At 74.7% G+C, this 17,536-nt stretch carries 16 protein-coding genes; 11 read left to right on the top strand and 5 right to left on the bottom strand.

All coding sequences use genetic code 11. The annotated features are described in order from the left end of the window. Positions 1-87 precede the first annotated feature (87 nt). From AB0C21_RS40910 to AB0C21_RS40945, 8 genes are all read left to right on the top strand, one after another. Complete coding sequence (locus AB0C21_RS40910) at positions 88-1,311, top strand: phosphotransferase enzyme family protein (RefSeq protein ID WP_500211660.1); 1,224 nt, start codon at positions 88-90, stop codon at positions 1,309-1,311. Positions 1,312-1,455: 144 nt separating this feature from the next. After that, complete coding sequence (locus tag AB0C21_RS40915; RefSeq protein ID WP_500211662.1) at positions 1,456-2,322, top strand: NAD(P)-dependent oxidoreductase; 867 nt, start codon at positions 1,456-1,458, stop codon at positions 2,320-2,322. A 52-nt stretch (positions 2,323-2,374) separates the two neighbouring features. Beyond that, positions 2,375-2,764 carry a VOC family protein gene (locus tag AB0C21_RS40920; RefSeq protein ID WP_500211663.1) on the top strand — a complete coding sequence of 130 codons (390 nt, stop codon included), beginning with the start codon at positions 2,375-2,377 and terminating at the stop codon, positions 2,762-2,764. Between the two features lie 30 nt (positions 2,765-2,794). Then, a complete protein-coding gene (locus AB0C21_RS40925) occupies positions 2,795-3,397 on the top strand; it encodes a class I SAM-dependent methyltransferase (RefSeq protein ID WP_500211714.1) in 603 nt (200 codons plus the stop codon). Positions 3,398-3,463: 66 nt separating this feature from the next. Further along, the gene (locus tag AB0C21_RS40930) at positions 3,464-4,300 is read left to right on the top strand and encodes a hypothetical protein (RefSeq protein ID WP_500211665.1); all 837 of its coding nucleotides are present in this window, start codon (positions 3,464-3,466) and stop codon (positions 4,298-4,300) included. After that, a complete protein-coding gene (locus tag AB0C21_RS40935) occupies positions 4,297-5,391 on the top strand; it encodes a hypothetical protein (RefSeq protein ID WP_500211666.1) in 1,095 nt (364 codons plus the stop codon). The genes AB0C21_RS40930 and AB0C21_RS40935 overlap by 4 nt, the downstream gene beginning before the upstream one ends. A gap of 7 nt (positions 5,392-5,398) precedes the next feature. Further along, complete coding sequence (locus tag AB0C21_RS40940; protein WP_500211667.1) at positions 5,399-6,871, top strand: hypothetical protein; 1,473 nt, start codon at positions 5,399-5,401, stop codon at positions 6,869-6,871. Continuing rightward, on the top strand, positions 6,868-8,232 hold the full coding sequence (locus AB0C21_RS40945) for an AAA family ATPase (protein WP_353821051.1): 1,365 nt from the start codon (positions 6,868-6,870) through the stop codon (positions 8,230-8,232). The genes AB0C21_RS40940 and AB0C21_RS40945 overlap by 4 nt, the downstream gene beginning before the upstream one ends. Before the next feature lie 29 nt (positions 8,233-8,261). On the opposite strand, the gene AB0C21_RS40950 is transcribed toward AB0C21_RS40945, so the two are convergent. Together AB0C21_RS40950 and AB0C21_RS40955 are read right to left on the bottom strand one after the other, a co-directional pair. Beyond that, on the bottom strand, positions 8,262-8,456 hold the full coding sequence (locus AB0C21_RS40950; RefSeq protein ID WP_500211668.1) for a hypothetical protein: 195 nt from the start codon (positions 8,454-8,456) through the stop codon (positions 8,262-8,264). 5 nt (positions 8,457-8,461) lie between these two features. Beyond that, positions 8,462-9,049, bottom strand: a complete 588-nt coding sequence (locus AB0C21_RS40955; protein ID WP_500211670.1) for an ATP-binding cassette domain-containing protein — start codon at positions 9,047-9,049, stop codon at positions 8,462-8,464. 203 nt (positions 9,050-9,252) lie between these two features. Between AB0C21_RS40955 and AB0C21_RS40960 the strand changes: the two genes are divergently transcribed. The 3 genes from AB0C21_RS40960 to AB0C21_RS40970 all read left to right on the top strand — a co-directional run bounded on the left by AB0C21_RS40960 (position 9,253) and on the right by AB0C21_RS40970 (position 10,911). Then, the gene (locus tag AB0C21_RS40960) at positions 9,253-9,768 is read left to right on the top strand and encodes a hypothetical protein (protein ID WP_149264467.1); all 516 of its coding nucleotides are present in this window, start codon (positions 9,253-9,255) and stop codon (positions 9,766-9,768) included. Between the two features lie 99 nt (positions 9,769-9,867). After that, complete coding sequence (locus AB0C21_RS40965) at positions 9,868-10,557, top strand: hypothetical protein (RefSeq protein WP_500211672.1); 690 nt, start codon at positions 9,868-9,870, stop codon at positions 10,555-10,557. 132 nt (positions 10,558-10,689) lie between these two features. Next, positions 10,690-10,911: a hypothetical protein gene (locus AB0C21_RS40970; RefSeq protein WP_500211673.1), complete on the top strand. Its 222-nt coding sequence runs from the start codon at positions 10,690-10,692 to the stop codon at positions 10,909-10,911. Between the two features lie 33 nt (positions 10,912-10,944). Here the strand turns inward: AB0C21_RS40970 and AB0C21_RS40975 are convergent, their stop codons facing one another. From AB0C21_RS40975 to hrpA, 3 genes are read right to left on the bottom strand one after another with little or no spacing between them, the layout of a single operon-like run. Then, positions 10,945-12,477 carry a chromosome segregation ATPase gene (locus tag AB0C21_RS40975; protein ID WP_500211675.1) on the bottom strand — a complete coding sequence of 511 codons (1,533 nt, stop codon included), beginning with the start codon at positions 12,475-12,477 and terminating at the stop codon, positions 10,945-10,947. A gap of 27 nt (positions 12,478-12,504) precedes the next feature. After that, positions 12,505-13,506 (bottom strand): prolyl aminopeptidase, encoded by a 1,002-nt coding sequence (gene pip / locus AB0C21_RS40980; protein ID WP_500211716.1) that lies wholly within the window; start codon positions 13,504-13,506, stop codon positions 12,505-12,507. Between the two features lie 48 nt (positions 13,507-13,554). After that, positions 13,555-17,487 (bottom strand): ATP-dependent RNA helicase HrpA, encoded by a 3,933-nt coding sequence (hrpA, locus tag AB0C21_RS40985; RefSeq protein ID WP_500211676.1) that lies wholly within the window; start codon positions 17,485-17,487, stop codon positions 13,555-13,557. Between the last annotated feature and the right edge of the window lie 49 nt (positions 17,488-17,536).

Genomic DNA, 17,536 nt, shown 5'->3' on the forward strand with positions numbered 1-17,536 from the left:
CGGCTTTCGCCCCGCGGCCGGGACGTGTAGCGTCGGCGTAGAACACCCATTCGACCGCCGTCCGTCCGACTCAGCCGAGGTGCCGAGGTGCCGACGTCCCAGAGCGCTGACACGAGAGACCGGCCCGACGCCGAGGAACCGGCCGACACGGAGAGACAGGCCGACACGGAGAGACAGGCCGACTCCGAGAAACAGGCCGGCGTCGAGAAGCGGGCCGCCGGCGGGAGGCGGAGCGGCGCCGGGAAGCGGGCGAGGGCCGGTGACGGGCCCGGCCCCGAGCCGCTCCCGCCGCGGCTGCTGAAACGCTGGGAGATCGGCGCGCCTGGCACGACCACGCCGCTGGCCACCGGGAGCGGCGACCGGAGCTGGCGCGTCGACACGGCGGACGGGGCGTTCTTCCTCAGGGAGCACGCCGGCCCCGACCGGCGCCGGGTGCTGTTCCAGCACGGCGTCACGGCCGCGCTCGACACGGCCGGTCTGCCGGTGCTCGCGCCCGTGCCGGCGCGCGGCGGGCGCACGCTGGTCACCGCCGCCGGCCGCGGATACGTCCTGTACCCGTGGGTCGGCGGCCGGGGCCGCGGCGGCCTGGAACTGACGTTCGCCCAGTGCGAGGCCCTCGGCGAGCTGCTCGGCCGGGTGCACGCCGCGCTCGACGAGCTCACGCCGCCCGTCCAGCAGAGCATGCTCGTGCCGACGCCGCGGGCCGCCGACGCGGCCGCCGCCGTCGAGGAGATGCTGCGCGACGTCCCGGGCGGCGAGGACGGCACCGACTTCGACGCGCTCACCGCGCGCCGCCTGCGGGAGCGCCGCGACCTGCTCACCGAGTTCGCCGGACACCAGCCGCCCGACATCGAGGTGAGCACGGTCGGGCACCTGCACGGCTCCTTCCACGCCGAGCACCTGCGCTACGGCGGGTCGGGCAACGTCACCGCCGTGCTCGGCTGGGGCGGTCTCACCACGGGCCCGGTCGCAGGCGAGGTCGTGCGCTCGGCGGCACGGCTGTTCGCCTGCGAGGACGAGCGCGGCCTCGATCTCGACCGCGTCGAGGCGTTCGTGCGCGGGCACCGCTCCGCCTTCCCCCTGGACGCCGGGCAGATCCAGTCGGCCGTGCACCGCGAATGGTGGGAGCGGCTCTGCGACGTCGCGCCGCTCCGGCACCGCTACCTGGGCGAGGACGGCGCGGGCGAGCGCGGCCCCGCCACGCTCGTGAGCTGGTGGTCGGCCAACCTCGACCGCACCCTCGACGCCTTCGCCGTGCCCTACACCGCCGTGTACGCCGACGCCCCCGGCGACAGCCCCGCCTACGGCTGATCGGCCCCCGCCCCCGATCGGACGGCGCGGCAAGGCATCCCCGCCTCCCGGCGGGTAGGGGACCCTGCGAACGCGCATCGGCCCGCGATGTGCGAACCTTGGTCCGCACGATTCTGTATCGAACAGTCCAAAAGGAGCCGCAGGATGACTCAGGTCGCAGTGCTCGGCACCGGGATCATGGGGGCCGCGATGGCCCGCAACCTGCTCAGGAACGGGCACGGGGTCGCCGTCTGGAACCGCACCGCCGCCCGCGCGGAGCCGCTCGCCGCCGACGGCGCCACCGTCGCGGCCTCCCCCGCCGAGGCCGTCCGGGACGCCGACGTCGTCATCACCATGCTGAACGACGGGGAGACCGCCCTCGCGACGATGACCGACGCGGCGCCCGGGCTGCGCGCCGGGCAGGTCTGGGCGCAGGCGGGCACGGTCGGCGTCGCGGACGTGCCGCGGCTGGCGGCGTTCGCCGCCGACCACGGGCTGACGTTCGTGGACTCCCCCGTCCAGGGCACCAAGCAGCCCGCCGAGCAGGGCAAGCTCGTCATCCTCGCCGCGGGGCCGCAGGACGCGCGGAAGGTCCTGGACCCGGTCTTCGGCGCGGTCGGGAGCAGGACGGTCTGGCTGGACGAGGACGGCGCGAGCGGCGCGGGCACCCGGCTGAAGCTGGCCGCCGTGAGCTACGCCATCTCGCTGACCTCGGTCGTCGCCGAGTCGGTGGCGCTGGCGAAGGGGCTCGGGCTAGACCCGTCCCTGCTCGGCGAGGTCCTCACCGGCGGCCCGCTCGACAGTCCCTACCTGCAGGTCAAGATGAAGGCGATGCTCGAGGGCGACTTCGAGCCGAGCTTCGCCGTCCGCAACGCCGAGAAGAACACCCGGCTCATCCACGACTCCGCCGAGGCCGCGGGCATCCGCGTCGACGTGAACGACGCGGTGGGCGAGCGGTTCCGGCGCGTCATCGAGCAGGGCCACGGCGACGAGGACATGGCCGCCACCTACCGCGCCAGCTTCGCGGACTGACACCGGGCGCGCCGCTGCGCGCACGGGGCGGGGGCGAGGCCAGGATGGCGGCATGGACGTACTCAGCAGCCGCATCCTGCTCCGCCCCCGCGATCCGGCGCGCACCCAGCGCTTCTACCGCGACGTGCTGGGCCTCGCCGTGTACCGGGAGTTCGGCCCGGCCGACTCCCCCGGCGTGGTGTTCTTCCTCGGTGCGGGCTTCCTGGAGGTGTCGGGGCACGGCGCGGGCGAGACGGGCTCGTCGCCGATGCTCTGGCTCCAGGTCCGGGACGTCCGGGCCGAGCACGAGCGGCTCGCGGCCGCCGGCGCGCGCGTCACGCGGGAGCCGCGGGAGGAGCCGTGGGGGCTGGTCGAGATGTGGATCGAGGACCCCGACGGCGTCAAGATCGTTATCGTAGAGGTCCCGGAGGCCCACCCCCTCCGCCGCGACCCGCGCCCCTGACCCGGCGGTGACGATGACCCGGTGGTGACGATGACCGACGACTACTGGAACCACAACACGCACTACCACGGCGTCGTGCTGCGCAACGTGCCGCGCGGCTGCGGGGAGGCGCTGGACGTCGGCTGCGGGGACGGCCTTCTGGTGCGCCGCCTCGCGCCGCGGGCGGCGCACGTCACCGGGATCGACCGGTCGCCGGAGATGATCGCGGAGGCGGTCCGGGCGAGCGAGGGCATCGGCAATGTCGACTTCGTCGAAGCGGGGTTCCCCCAACACGACCTGCCGAAGGACCACTACGACTTCGTCTGCAGCGTCACCGCCATCCACCACATGGACTTCGTCAAGGCCCTGACGGCGATGCGCGGAGCCGTCAGGCCGGGCGGAACCCTGGTGGTCGTCGGCCTGGCGAACAACAAGGGGCCGCGCGACCGGGCGTACGCGGCCGTCGGCCTCCCGGTGCACTACTTCCACCTGCTCCGCAACCGGCGGCGCGCGGGCAGCCCGGGCGCCCCGGTCATGGACCCCGACATGACGTGGGGCGAGGTGCGGGACGAGGCGCTGCGGCTCCTGCCCGGCGTGGTGTTCCGGCAGCATCTGCTGTGGCGCTACTCCATCGTGTGGCACAAGCCGCGCTGAGCCGCCCGGACCCTGAAAAACTGGAAAACACTGGAAGTGTCGGGAAGCACCTGTACTGTCTGCCGCATGTCCCGGTCCCCCGGCGCCCCGACCCCCGACGAGCTGGAGACGCGCATCGCCGAGCTGCGCGCCGCCGTCCGGCGGGCCATGGCCGCCGGCGACCGGCCGGGCGCCCGCGAGCTGCGCGCCGAACTGCGCAGGACCGAGAGCGCGTGGGACGACGCGGTCCTGGGCAACGCCGCCGGGCCCGGCACGAGCGGCGGCGACGGCGGCCCGCGCGGGCTCCTGCCCGTCCGGGAGCAGGTCCACCAGGCGCTCACCCTGCTCGGCGCGCCCGCCGCGCCGAAGCTGATCGGGTCGGTGTACGCCGCGTTCTTCCCCGGCGAGATCCCGGGGAGCCGCCTGACGAGCCTGCGCCGCGACGAGGAGCGCTCCTTCCGCACCGCGCCGTACGCGCGCCCGTACTACCTGTGCGCCGCGCTGACCGCCGACCTGCTCGCGCCCGCGCGCGGACTCCTCACCGTCAGCACGTGGCCCCTGGAGCAGCGGATCGTCGGGCCGCTCAGCCCGCGCACCGACTTCCTCACCTGCGCGCTGCGCCTCGCCGAGCACGCCGGGCGCGGGACCCCCGCGCCGAGCGTGCAGCGGCTGCTGTGGCGTTTCGCGTCCAACATTCCCGGTGCGGTCACCGGTACGGTCGGTACAGTCGATCCGGCCGCGCTCGCCGAGGCCGCCCGGACCGAGCTGGACGTGCACCGCGACCCGGACCGGCGGCGCCGCGAGGCGGCCGCCGCACGCGCCCGGGAACGGCTCGACGACGCCGAACGGCTGTTCGGCACCCGGCTGCGGGCCCTGCGGGATCCCGGCCGGCGCCCCGCCATCAACGGAGAGACGGACCGATGACCGACACCGCGCCGGACCTCGACCGGCTGCGCGGCGACGCGCCGCCGCGCAACCACGACGCCCGCACGATCGCCGCGCTCACCTCCAATCCGGGCTGCGCCCGCCGCGGGGTGATGGACGCGGCGGGCGTCGACAAGGACGCGGTGGCGCGGGCCCTGGGGTTCCCCGCGCCGTTCGGCCAGTCGCAGTTCGCGATCACGCGCGGGAACGCGTTCGAGGCGCAGGTGAAGGCGGACGGCTGCGCGGAGCTGCTGACGCTGCTGCGCGAGCGGCTCGGCCTCGCCGTCCCCGAGGTCGCCTACGACGACCTGGAGGTCGTCGCGGGCAACGAGGGCCGGGAGCTGCGGCACTCGCGGACGCGGCGGCTGGTCGCCCGCGCGCTGGAGACCGGCGAGGGCACGCTGTTCGACCATCCGCTGCTGCGGCTGGAGATCGCCGGTCGGCCCGCCTACCTGGAGCCCGACGTGATCGCGTTCCAGCTCGAGGGCCGGATGCACGTCATCGAGATCAAGTCGTTCGCCGTGGTGGACGGGCAGGCCGAGCCGGAGCAGGTCGCGGCGGCGGCCCGCCAGTCGGCGGTGTACGTGCTGGCGCTGCGGCGGCTGGCGGCGGAGCTCGGGCACGACCCGGCGCGCGTGTCGCACGAGGTGTTCCTCGTCTGCCCGGAGAACTTCTCGAACCGCCCCACCGCGACGCCGCTGGACGTCCGGCCCCAGCTCGCCGTCCTGGAACGGCAGCTCGCGCGGCTCACCCGCGTCGACGACATCCTCGCGGAGCTGCCCGACGACCTGACGTTCGAGCCCGGGGAGGCGCTCGCCGAGTCCGTGCGGGCGGTCGAGGCGCGGTACGCGCCCGAGTGCATGGCGGGCTGCGAGATGGCGCTGTTCTGCCGGGACGAGGCGCGCGCGTGCGGCGCGACGGGCGCGCTCGGCCGGTCCGTCCGCGACGACCTCGGCGGCGTCGACACGATCGGCACCGCGCTCGCGCTGGCGGACGGGTCGCTGCACCCCTCAGACGACCTGGCCGAGACGGCCGAGCAGCTGCGCGCCGCGGCGCGGCTGCGCGACGAGGCGCTGCACGGGGCCGCGTGATCCGCCCATGAGTGCGCTGTCCTCGCTCGCGCGGTTGCAGGCCGCGGCCGCCGGGATCGCGCAGCCCCTCGCGACCGTGCGGCACTGCCACGTGTCGGACGCCCCGCTCGTGCTCGTCCCGCTGAAGCTCGCCGGGGAGGCGGCGGCGCCGCTGGCCGTGATGGTCGGCAGCGCGCCGGACGATCCTTCCCTGCTCGTCGTCCCGCAGCCGCGCAACCGCGATCTGCGGTTCGCGTTCGCGGCGACCCTCGCCAAGCTCGTCCTGAACCACATCGAGACGAGCCGGGGCGCGGTGGAGGAGCTGCCGCCCGGCAAGGACGGCGACGAGCGCATCCGGTACGGGGACGCGCCGCAGCTGCTCGTGCCGAACCGGGGCGGTGTCGCGTTCCTGCGCCTGATGGGCCGCTCGACGCGGTTCCGCAGCACCGAGGGGCCCTACGCGGTGGACCCCGCCGTACCGGTGCTCGGCCGGTGGCTGACGTGGTTCGCCGACCGCAACGACCATCCCGGGTCGTCCCTGCTGGGGGCGGTGACGGAGCTGCTGAGGCTGCACTGGGCGACCGGGCAGAGCTCGCTGGAGGACGGCAACCTCGCCGCGCTGATGGGGTGGATCGACCCGCCGGACGGCCTGGACGGGCCGGCCGCGGCGGCCCGCGCCGAGGACCCCGTCCAGCATCCGCCCGCGGGCCCGACGACCGACCCGACGTTCGACAACGAGGTCCTCGCGCCCGCGATCGCCGCCTACGACCGGTCGGGCGGCGCCCCGCGCGCCGAGGAGCGGCTGCGCGCCGCGCTCGCCTCCCAGCTCACCCCGACGTGGGAGCTGATGTGGCGGGCCGTCGAGCTGCTGCGCGCGCTGCCGGAGGGGGCGAGCGTCCCGCGCCGCTGGGAGCGCGACCGGGACGCCTTCACCTATTACCACCAGACGTTCGGCGAGGCGTATCCTCAGGCGCGCCGCGACCCGCCCGTCCGCGCGGCGCGGCGGCTGCACGACCTCGAACGCGCGCAGGACGCCTACGACGCGCAGCGGGCGTTCGACGATCCCCTGGTGATGGCCGAGCACCGGCTGGCCGGCCAGGCGTTCGGCGGGACGGTCACCGAGTGCGACCCCGCCCGGCTCGACGAGACGGGCAAGCGTCCGAAGCTGCGTCCGCTGCTGCGGGTCGGCACGCGCGACCCGGTGCGGCTCGACGTCGGCACGACCGTGTGCAGCGCGGCCAGGCCGGCGCTCAAGGGGAGGATCGTGGACGTGGAGGACGGCGGCGTGCTGCTGGAGCTGACCGGCGGGATGGGCCGCAAGCTCACCCCGGAGGCGGGCGTCGTCCCCGAGGTCGGCGACCGGGTGTGCTTCACCTCGCTCACCGAGGGGTCGTTCGGCGCCGCGAAGTTCCCCGACCGGGAGGACACGCCGTGGACGCACGGCGGGCCGCCCGCCGAGTACGTGCCGACCGACGAGGACGCCGAAGAGGAATGGTCGTGACCGGACACGCGGGCCGCCACCTGGTACCGGTGGCGGCGCAGGACCCCGCCCTCTCCACGGCCGACCCCGGCGACGCGGCGGCCCGGGTCGTCGACGGCGTCCTGGCCGACCTCGGCGGCGGGCACCGCGGCGTGGTGGTCGACTCCCCGCCGGGCGCGGGCAAGTCGACGCTGGTGGTCCGCGCGGCCGCGCACCTGGCCGAGGCCGGCGAGCGGCTGATGATCGTGGCGCAGACCAACGAGCAGGTCGACGACCTCATCGACCGGATCGCCGCGAAGCATCCCGGTATCACGCTGGGGCGGCTGTCGGCGTCGGGGTACGCGCCGTCCGAGCGGGTCATGGCGCACCCGTCGGTGCGGGTGGCGCAGAAGGCCGACGACCTCGCCGAGCACACCGTCGTCATCGCGACGGGCGCGAAGTGGGCGACGCTCTCGGACGGGTCGTGGCCGTGGGCGATCGTGGACGAGGCGTACCAGATGCGCTCGGACCTGCTGCTGCGCATCGCCGGGCGGTTCGAGCGGGCGCTGTTCGTCGGCGACCCGGGCCAGCTCGACCCGTTCTCCAGCGTCGAGGTCGAACGCTGGGCCGGCCTCACCTGGGACCCGATGCGCAGTGCCGTGTCCGTCCTGCTCGCGCACAATCCGGACCTTCCCGTCCACCGGCTGCCGGTGTCCTGGCGCCTGCCCGCGTCGGCGGCCCCGGTGGTGTCGGAGGCGTTCTATCCGTTCACCGGCTTCCGCGCCGGGACGGGGCCGGGCGACCGGAGGCTGGAGTTCGCCGCGCGCGGCATGGGCACCACCTACGACCACGCGCTCGAAGAGGCCGCGGCCACCGGCTGGGCCCTCTACGAGCTGCCCGCGCGGCACACGCTGCGCACCGACGCCGAGGCCGTCCGCGCGACGGCGGCGCTCGCCGTCCGGCTGCTGCAGCGCGGCCCCGTCGCCCACTCCGAGCAGGGCTCGAATCCGGTCGACGCCGCGCGCGTGGCGATCGGCGCGGCCCACCGCGACCAGGTCACCGCGATCCGCGCGGCGCTCGGCCCGCACGGCGCGGGCATCACCGTCGACACCGCCAACCGGCTCCAGGGCCGCGAGTACGACGTGACGGTCGTGCTGCACCCGCTGTCGGGGCGCCGCGACGCGACCGCGTTCCACCTGGAGTCGGGGCGGCTGTGCGTGCTGACGTCGCGGCACCGGCACGCGTGCGTCGTGGTGGCGCGTGCGGGGATCCCCGAGCTGCTGGACGCGCATCCGTCCGCCGAGCCGGTGCACCTCGGCGTGCCGGTCAAGTTCCCGGACGGGTGGGAGGCGAACCAGTCGGTCCTCGCCCACCTGGCCGGGCACCGCGTCGCCGGCGGCTGAACCGCGGCCGGCGGCCCGGCGGGGTCCGGTCAGACCCGCCCGGCGGTCGCGGCCCAGCGCCCGTGGTGCCGGCTGATCGTGATCGGGTGGTCGAAGCACGCGCTGACCAGTTCGGTCGTGAGGACCTCGCCGGCCGGTCCGGACGCGAGCACCCGGCCGTCACGCAGCAGCAGCGCGTGGCTGGTGCTGACGGGCAGCTCTTCCAGGTGGTGCGTGACGAGCACGGTCGTCAGGTCGGGGCGCTCGGCGCGCAGCTGGTCGATGGCGGCGAGCAGCCGCTCCCGGGCGGCGACGTCCAGGCCGTGGCGGGCTCGTCGAGCAGCAGCAGCGGCGGGTCGGGCATCAGCGCCCGCGCGATCAGCGCGCGTCCCCGCTCCCCCTGCGACAGGTTCGGCCAGCGGGCGCCCGTGCGGGGCGTGAGGCCCAGCAGCCCGATCAGCTCGTCCGCCCGGCGCAGGTCGTCCTCGGACGGCGTCCAGCGCGGGACGAGCTCGATGGTGCCCGTCACCCCGGTCAGGACGACCTCCCGCACCGTCCGCGCCGACTCCAGGGGGTGGCGCGGGTTGACCTGCCCGATCAGCCGGCGCAGCTCCTGGACGTCCACGCGGCCGAGCCGGCGGCCGAGGATCTCCGCCGTGCCGCGCGTCGGGTGCGTGTAGGCGCCGAGGATGCCGAGGAGCGTGCTCTTGCCGGCCCCGTTCGGGCCGATCAGCGCCCAGTGCTCGCCGCGCAGCACCGTCAGCGTGACGCGGTCGAGCAGCGTCCGCCGCTCGCGGACCAGATCGATCTTGTCGGCGTTGAGCACGACGTCGGACACGGAAACCTCCCGCTCGCGGACACGGCCTGTCGAGGGCACCGAAGGGGCACGCGCGGCGGATGGGCGGTGCGGGACGCCGGAGACCGGGGTCGCCGGGGCGGAGGCGTCGGTGGACGATCTTCAACGTACCGCCGCAGCCCGGTTCGAGGGAGGCGTCCGGCCGGATACTGTGAGAGCCGGTGCCTCAGCTATCGGGGAGGGACATGGAGGACCTCGGCTTCATGTGCGCCCGCTGCGGCGGCGAGGTGCACGACGTGACGCACAACCGCGAGGGCTCGCTCGACGGCGTCGGCTACCGCCACAACCGGCGGGTGGAGCCGTGGGACCACGAGCTCGAGCTCGCGGTCGGCGAGCCCGCCCCGCCCGACCAGGGATGCGACTTCTGCGGCGGGCCCGCGGCGAGCTGGCTCTACTACCCCACGCTCGACCCCGACGACACCGACATGTTCGAGGTCGAGCTCGACACCACGCACCTGTCCGACGACGACACCGCCGTGGCCGTCCTCAACATGCTCTATCCCTGGTACGCGTGCGACACGTGCTCCGTCCTCGTCGCCGACCGCAGCGTCGACCTCCTCATCGCCCGCGCCCTCGACCGCACACCCGTCCCCGCGGACGGCCCCGTCGACGAGGAGACCGTCCGGGCCCGCCTGCGCGGTTCCCTCTCGGTCTTCTTCACCACCCGCCCGGGCCGCCCCCAGCCATCCCGGGCGGTATAGGGACGCCCTGCCCGGCCACCCCCGGAAGCGGGCTGTCGGCAGGGCTGACTATGATCGGTCCGTTTTCGGTGTGGTGTACGTGAGCACGGGGGATGTCAAGTGATCATCGAGAGGCGGTTCCACGGACCGGACGGGTCCGGGAACGGCGGATACGTGGCGGGGCGCCTGGCGGGGCGGGTGCCGATCGACACGGTGACCGTGACGCTGCGGCAGCCGCCGCCGCTGGACACCGAGCTGACCGTCACGGTGGAGGACGAGCGCGGGCACAGCGCCCGGTTGTGGGACGGCGAGCGGCTGATCGCCGAGGCGCTCGCGGGGGCGATCGTGGTGCCGCCCGTCGCGCCCGTGCCGTTCGAGGAGGCGCTGCAGGCGGCGGAGAAGTACCGGGCGGCGGAGAACCACCCGTTCCCGGGCTGCTTCGTCTGCGGGCCCGACCGCGAGCCCGGCGACGGGCTGCGGCTCGAACCGGGTCCCGTCGCCGAGGGCACCGTCGCGGCGCCGTGGGTGCCCGAGCGGGTGCCCGAGCGGGAGCTGGTGTGGGCCGCGCTCGACTGCCCGGGCGGCTGGTCGTTCGACGTGGCGGGCCGCCCCGCGGTCCTCGGCACCATGACCGCGCAGGTGATGGACGTGCCGGAGGCCGGTGAGCAGTGCGTCGTGATGGGCCTCGCCCGCAGCCGGGAGGGCCGCAAGATGCACGCGGCGACCGCGCTGTACGGGGCGGACGGGCGGCTGCTGGGCCGCGCCGAGCAGATCTGGATCGAGGTCGACCCCGAGACGTTCGGGCGCTGACCGCCCGGCCGCCGATCCGGGGGCGGAGCGGCCGGGACGCGCTTTTTTCGGCGGAACGTGTCGTCCGACACTGTCGCCCGAGCCGGATCCGCTGTTCAATCTGAGCTTCCGCGGAAAACGGGAGGCGGATCGATGAGCGGAGACGGGTTACTGATCCTGGGGCTGGCGGCGCTGGCCGTCTACACGGGGGCCTACTGGAAGGGCGCCCGCCGCGCCGCGGCCGACATGGCGCGGGGCCACCGGAAGGTCCTCACGCCGCGGCGGGCCTCGGCGCAGGGGCACTACCAGGTTCTGATCTCCGCCGCCGTGGCAGGGCTGGCGCTGGCGCTGGTCGTGCTGGTCGGCCTCGGCTGAGCCCGGACGGCGCGGCCGCCCGGGCCGGGGCCGTCAGGGGCCGGTGAACAGGGGGTCCTCCCGGTCGGCGCCGTTGAGCGGGCGGCCCTGGTGCGGCGGGGGGCCGCCCGGGGCGGAGTGGCCGCCGGTGGTCGAGCCCGGCGTCCCGTTCGGGCCGGGGGCCGGATGCGGGACGGGGGCGCCGAGGGGGGCCGGCGCCCCGGGCTGGGCCGGGACGCCGCTCGGGACGCGCCCGCCGATGGGGGGCGGGCCCGGCGGCATACCGGGCGCCGGTGCGGTGCCGGGGGCCCCGGACGGCGGCGCGCCGGGCGGGGGAGCCGGGTGGCCGCCGCCTGACATCCGGCCGCCGGGCGGGAAGTTGGACGACAGCGTGTTGTGGGTGAGCTGGTCGATCTGCCGGCGGGCGCGGTCGGCCTCGGCGCGGGCGGCGTCGCGCTCCTCGGCGAGGGCGGTCAGCGCGGCCTGCTGCTCGGCGACCGACTGCGACAGCTGCCGCAGCTGCACCGCCTGCTCGTTGATCTTGGTGTTGAGCTCGTCCCGCTCGCTCGTCGCGGCCTTGGCCTGCGCCAGTGCGGCGTCACGCTCCTTGGCCGCCTCCTCGGCGCGGGCGTTGGCGCGCAGGGCCTCCGCCTCGGCCTCCGACTGGGCGCGCATGGCGGCGGTGCGCTCGGCCTCGGCCTTGCTGGCGGCCTGCATCGCGCGCTGCCGCTGGGCCTCGGTGTCGCGCATGGCGTTGCGCAGGTCCTCGGCGCCCTGCTTGGCGACCGCGGCCTCCACGCGCTGCGCCTCGGCGGTGCCCTCCGCCTCGGCGAGCTTGGCGTGCAGGCCGACGAGCTCGGCCCGCGCCGCCTCCAGCGCGGCGAGCAGCTCGCTCTCGCGGGCCGCGACCCGGTCGCGCTCGCTCTCGGCGGCGAGCTTGGCCGTCATGGACTGCTGCGCGATCTGGTGGGCCTCCTCCCACGCCTGCTGCGCGGCGTCGCGCTTGGCGGTGGCGAGCTTGGCCTCCTCGCGGGCGCGCCCGGCGTCCTGCTCGGCGGCCTCTGCGCGCTTGCGGGCGGAGGTGGCCTCGTGCCACGCCTCCTCGGCCTTGCGCTGGGAGGCGTCGCGCTCGCTCTGCGCGATGGCGAGCTCCCGGGCGGCCTCGGCGCGCACCTCGGCGACGCGGCGCTCCACGCCGGCGACGCTCAGCTCGGAGGTCAGCGAGTCGGCGAGCGCGTCGGCGGCCTTCTCCAGCCGCTCGACGATCTCCCATGCCGACGCGACCTGCCCGGTGAGGCCCGGCGCGTCCCGGCCGCGGTCGCGGCGCTCGCGCGCCTCGCGGGCGCAGGCGCCGTCGTTGTCCTGGCAGTAGCGGACGGTGCGGACGGCGCCGACCGCCTGGGGGACGGGCCGCCCGCAGTTGGCGCACGGCCAGACCGTGACCGGGTCGCCCATGCGCGCGACCGCCGTCTCGGCGGACGCCCCGGGACCGGTGCCCTTGTCCCCCGAGCCTTCGGAGACCGCGCCCTGGGGAGCCGCGGCCGTCCCCTCGGGGCCGCTATTGTCGCGCTCTTCGCTGTTAGGCATGGAATGAACGATACGCACCCCTGCGCGTCACTGCAGTGACTTGGGTGGTACATGTGGAAGCGCCCACCCCGTCGGAAAGTGAGCGGCGAAGTCGTCGGTGGCCCCGATGAGGAGGTCGCGCGTGCCGGGCTCGCTGCCGCCGTGTCCGGCGTCCTCCACGATGTGGAACCTCGCCTCCGGCCAGGCCCGGTGGAGGTCCCAGGCCTGCTCCGGCGGCGTCTTCACGTCGTAGCGCCCGTTCACGATCAGGGCGGGGATGTGCCGGATGCGGTCCACGCCCGCGAGCAGGCCCCCGGCCGGCAGGAAGCCCCCGTTCGCGATGTAGTGGTGCATGATGCGGGCGAACGCCACCAGGACCCCGTCGTCCAGCTCCGGCGGCGGGACGGGCAGGAGCGTGTTGGCCGCCAGCTCCCAGGCGCCCCACGCGCGGGCGGCCGGGACGTGCACGGCAGGGTCGGGGTCGCCGACGCGGCGGCCGTACGCGGCCAGCAGGTCGTCCTGCTCGGAGGGCGGGATCGCGTCCCGGAACGCCGCCCACTCGGCCGGGAAGAGGCGCGCCGCGCCCGTCGGAGCCAGTCCCCACTCCTCGTCGGAGGGGCGGACGAGCCAGATGCCGCGCAGCACCATCGCGCCGACGCGGTCCGGATGCGCCTGCGCGTACGCGAGCGCGAGGGTGCTGCCCCAGCTGCCGCCGAACACGAGCCAGCGCTCGATCGACAGGTGCTCGCGAAGGCGCTCGATGTCGGCCACGAGATGCGGCGTGGTGTTGTGCTCCAGCGACACCGCCGGGTCGCCGGCGAAGGGCAGGCTCCGGCCGCAGTTGCGCTGGTCGAACAGCACGATCCGGTACCGGGACGGGTCGAAGAACCGCCGCTGGTCGGGCAGCACCCCTCCCCCGGGCCCGCCGTGCAGGACCACCGCGGGCACCCCCTCCGGGTTGCCGCAGGCCTCCCAGTAGATGCGGTCGCCGTCGCCGACGTCGAGGAGACCGGAGTCGTACGGCTCGATCGGGGGGTAGAACTCGCGCAGCGCCATGCCCCAGTATCACCCGGATGTGATCATGCCCCGCACCGCCGGCTACAGCTGGGCCATCGCCTTGCGGATGCGCTTGTCGGAGACGGGGAAGCGGGTTCCGATCTGCTGGGCGAAGAGGCTGACCCGCAGCTCCTCCAGCATCCAGCGGACCTGCCGGGCCGGCTCCTCCTCGCGGCGGGACGGGTGGAGCCGGCGCAGCGCCTGCTCGTACTCCTGCGCCAGGACGTCGACCTGGTGCGCGAGCATGCGGTCGCGCCCCGGGTTCTCGGGGAGCTTGTCGAGCCTGACCTGCAGGGCGCGCAGGTAGCGCGGCAGGTCGGGCAGCCGGGCCCACCCGGTCGCGGTGACGAACCCCGGATGGACGAGCGTGCCGAGGTGGCCGCGGATGTCGGTGAGCGCAGGGACGAGGGTGAGGCTCGCCGTGCCGCGCAGCCGGCGGTCGAGCTCGTGCGCCTCGGCGAGGATCCGCTCGACCAGGGCGACGATCTGGGCCGTGGCGTCGTGCAGGTCGGCGCGGACCCGGTCGTACAGGGCGCGGAAGGCGTCCTCGTCCCACGCGGGCCCGCCCGCCTCGGCGATGAGCCGGTCGGCGGCGGCCGTGACGCAGTCGTCGAAGAGCGCCGCGACGGAGCCGTGCGGGTTGTGGCTGAGCGCGAGCTTGCCCTTGTTGGTCAGGCGGCCCTGGATGAGCTTCACCGGGGACGGCGCGTTCAGCAGGATCAGCCGCCGCGTGCCGAGCCACATCGCGCGGCGCTGCTCTGACTCGGTCTCGTACATGCGGACGGCGACGGTGTCGCCCTCGTCGGTGAGCGCCGGATACGCCTTGACGTCGTAGCCGGCCTGGTTGCGCTCGTAGGTGCGGGGCAGCTCGCCGATGGTCCACGCGGTGAGCCCGGACCGCTCGATCGTGGACGCCGCCTTGGACAGCGTCCCGCGCACCTTCCCGGCGAGGCGGCGTTTCAGCTCGTCCAGGTCGGTGCCCTCGCCGAGGGTGCGGCCCCCGCCGTCCACGACCCGGAACGTGATGCGCAGGTGGGCGGGCAGCCGGGACGGGTCCCACGCCTCCCGCGCGACGGGCACGCTCGTCAGCGCGGTCAGCTCGCGCTCCAGGGCGTCCAGGAGCGGTTCGGTGCGCGGCGCGACCCGGTCGAGGATCTTGCGGGCGTAGTCGGGCGCCGGGACGAAGTTGACCCGCAGCTGCTTCGGCAGCGACCGGATCAGCTCGGTCACCAGCTCGGTGCGCAGGCCGGGCACCTGCCAGTCGAAGCCGTCCGGCCGCACCTGGTTGAGGACCTGGACGGGGATGTGCACGGTGACGCCGTCGGCGTCGGTGCCGGGCTCGAACTGGTAGGTGAGGCGGAGCCGCAGCGCGCCCTGCTTCCACGCGTCCGGGTAGTCGGACTCGCTGACGCCGCCCGCCGACTCGTTGATGAGCATCGACTTCTCGAACCCGAGCAGGTCGGGATCGGTGCGCCGGGCCTGCTTCCACCAGGCGTCGAAATGCCGCCCGGAGACGACGTCCTCGGGGATCCGCGCGTCGTAGAAGTCGAAGAGGGTCTCGTCGTCGACGAGGATGTCGCGGCGCCGGGCGCGGTGCTCCAGCTCCTCCACCTCGTCCAGCAGCGCGCGGTTGTCGTGGAAGAAGCGGTGGTGGGTCTCCCAGTCGCCCTCGACGAGGGCGTGCCGAATGAACAGTTCGCGCGACAGCGCCGGGTCGATGGCGCCGTAGTTGACGCGGCGGTCGGCGACGATCGGCACCCCGTAGAGGGTGACCTTCTCGCGCGCCATGACGGCCGCCTGCTTCTTCGACCAGTGCGGCTCGCTGTAGTTGCGCTTCACCAGGTGCTGGGCGAGGGGCTCGATCCACTCGGGCTCGATCCTGGCGTTGATCCGCCCCCACAGCCGGGACGTCTCGACCAGCTCCGCCGACATCACCCAGCGCGGCGGCTTCTTGAACAGCGACGACCCGGGGAACACCGCGAACTTCGCGCCCCGGGCGCCCAGGTACTCCTGCCCGCGCCGCGGCTTGTCCTTCTTCTCGGCGTCCAGCAGGCCGATGTGCGAGAGCAGGCCGGCGAGCAGCGAGGTGTGGATGCGGTCGGGCGGCGCGTCGGCGGTGTTGAGCGTGACGCCGAGGGACTTGGCGACCTGCTTGAGCTGGCCGTGGAGGTCCTGCCACTCGCGGATGCGCAGGTAGTGCAGGAACTCGTTCTTGCACATGCGGCGGAACGCGCTGCCCGACAGCTCCTTCTGCTGGTCGCGCAGGTAGTTCCACAGGTTCAGGTAGGCGAGGAAGTCCGAGCCGGGGTCGGCGAACCTGCGGTGCCTCTCGTCGGCGGCCTGCTGGTGCTCGGCGGGGCGCTCGCGCGGGTCCTGGATGGACAGCGCCGCCGCGATGATCAGCACCTCGCGGACGCAGCCGTTGCGGTCGGCCTCCAGGATCATCCGGCCGAGCCGGGGGTCGACGGGCAGCTGGGCGAGCCGGCGGCCGAGCGGGGTGAGGCGCTTGCGCGGGTCCTTCTCGGCCGGGTCGACGGCGCCGAGCTCGTGCAGCAGGTCGACGCCCGCCTTGACGTTGCGGCGGTCCGGCGGCTCCACGAACGGGAACGCGGCGATGTCGCCGAGGCCGAGCGCCGTCATCTGCAGGATGACCGACGCGAGGTTCGTCCGGAGGATCTCCGGTTCGGTGAACTCCGGGCGGGACTCGAAGTCCTCCTCGGAGTACAGCCGGATGCACACGCCCTCGGAGACGCGGCCGCAGCGGCCCTTGCGCTGGTTCGCCGACGCCTGCGAGACCGGCTCGATCGGGAGCCGCTGGACCTTCAGGCGGTGGCTGTAGCGGGAGATGCGCGCGGTGCCGGGGTCGACGACGTACTTGATGCCGGGGACGGTCAGCGACGTCTCGGCGACGTTCGTGGCGAGCACGACCCGCCGCCCGCGGTGCGGCTGGAACACCCGGTGCTGCTCGGCCGACGACAGCCGCGCGTACAGCGGCAGGACCTCGGTCGCCGCCTTCCGCCGGGTGAAGTGCTTGGTGAGCGCGTCGGCGGTGTCGCGGATCTCCCGCTCGCCGCTGAGGAACACCAGCACGTCGCCGGGGGCCTCGCGGCCGAGCTCGTCCACCGCGTCGACGATCGCCTGGACCTGGTCGCGGTCGGGGTCGGCCGACGGGTCGTCGGGGTCGGCGACGGGGCGGTACCTGACCTCGACCGGATAGGTGCGCCCGGACACCTCCACGATCGGCGCGTCGCCGAAGTGCGCGGAGAACCGCTCCGGGTCGATCGTCGCCGAGGTGATGATCACCTTGAGGTCGGGGCGGCGGGGCAGGATCTCCTTGACGTAGCCGAGGAGGAAGTCGATGTTCAGGCTGCGCTCGTGCGCCTCGTCGATGATGAGCGTGTCGTACTGGCGCAGCAGCCGGTCGGTCTGGATCTCGGCGAGCAGGATGCCGTCGGTCATCAGCTTCACGAGCGTGTCGTCGCTCGACCGGTCGGTGAAGCGGACCTTGTAGCCGACGGCGTCGCCGAGCTCGGTGCCGAGCTCCTCGGCGATGCGGTCGGCGACCGTCCGCGCGGCGAGCCGGCGCGGCTGGGTGTGGCCGATGGAGCCCTGCACGCCCCGGCCCAGTTCGAGGCAGATCTTGGGGATCTGGGTGGTCTTGCCGGAGCCGGTCTCGCCCGCGACGATCACCACCTGGTGGTCGCGGACCGCGGCGAGGATGTCGTCCTTCTTCTGCGACACCGGCAGCTGCGCCGGATAGGTGATCGCGGGCATGGCGAGGCGCCGCCGCTCGACCCGCCGTTCGGCGGTCTCGACGTCGGCGGCGATCTCCTCGGCGACCCTGGCCCGGCGCCCGGCGTCGCGCATCTTCTGGACGCCGTCGATCCTGCGGCGCAACCGGTGCTGGTCGCGCAGCATCAACTGCGGCAGGCGCGCGCGCAGGCCGGCGAGCGGCGATTCCACACTCGTCCCCATAACCATCGACAAGGATAGGGTTCCAGGCCTCGCGGGCCCCGCTCACCCC

It is taken from the genome of Spirillospora sp. NPDC049024 (assembly GCF_040649235.1).
GTDB lineage: Bacteria > Actinomycetota > Actinomycetes > Streptosporangiales > Streptosporangiaceae > Spirillospora.

Excerpts from the sequence above, each read along its gene's own strand:
- AB0C21_RS40935 (WP_500211666.1), top strand. The coding sequence starts at position 4,297 with ATGACCGACACCGCGCCGGACCTCGACCGGCTGCGCGGCGACGCGCCG.
- AB0C21_RS40970 (WP_500211673.1), top strand. The coding sequence starts at position 10,690 with ATGAGCGGAGACGGGTTACTGATCCTGGGGCTGGCGGCGCTGGCCGTC.
- AB0C21_RS40960 (WP_149264467.1), top strand. The coding sequence starts at position 9,253 with ATGGAGGACCTCGGCTTCATGTGCGCCCGCTGCGGCGGCGAGGTGCAC.
- AB0C21_RS40920 (WP_500211663.1), top strand. The coding sequence starts at position 2,375 with ATGGACGTACTCAGCAGCCGCATCCTGCTCCGCCCCCGCGATCCGGCG.
- AB0C21_RS40975 (WP_500211675.1), bottom strand. The coding sequence starts at position 12,477 with ATGCCTAACAGCGAAGAGCGCGACAATAGCGGCCCCGAGGGGACGGCC.
- hrpA (WP_500211676.1), bottom strand. The coding sequence starts at position 17,487 with ATGGGGACGAGTGTGGAATCGCCGCTCGCCGGCCTGCGCGCGCGCCTG.
- AB0C21_RS40930 (WP_500211665.1), top strand. The coding sequence starts at position 3,464 with ATGTCCCGGTCCCCCGGCGCCCCGACCCCCGACGAGCTGGAGACGCGC.
- AB0C21_RS40940 (WP_500211667.1), top strand. The coding sequence starts at position 5,399 with ATGAGTGCGCTGTCCTCGCTCGCGCGGTTGCAGGCCGCGGCCGCCGGG.
- AB0C21_RS40925 (WP_500211714.1), top strand. The coding sequence starts at position 2,795 with ATGACCGACGACTACTGGAACCACAACACGCACTACCACGGCGTCGTG.
- AB0C21_RS40915 (WP_500211662.1), top strand. The coding sequence starts at position 1,456 with ATGACTCAGGTCGCAGTGCTCGGCACCGGGATCATGGGGGCCGCGATG.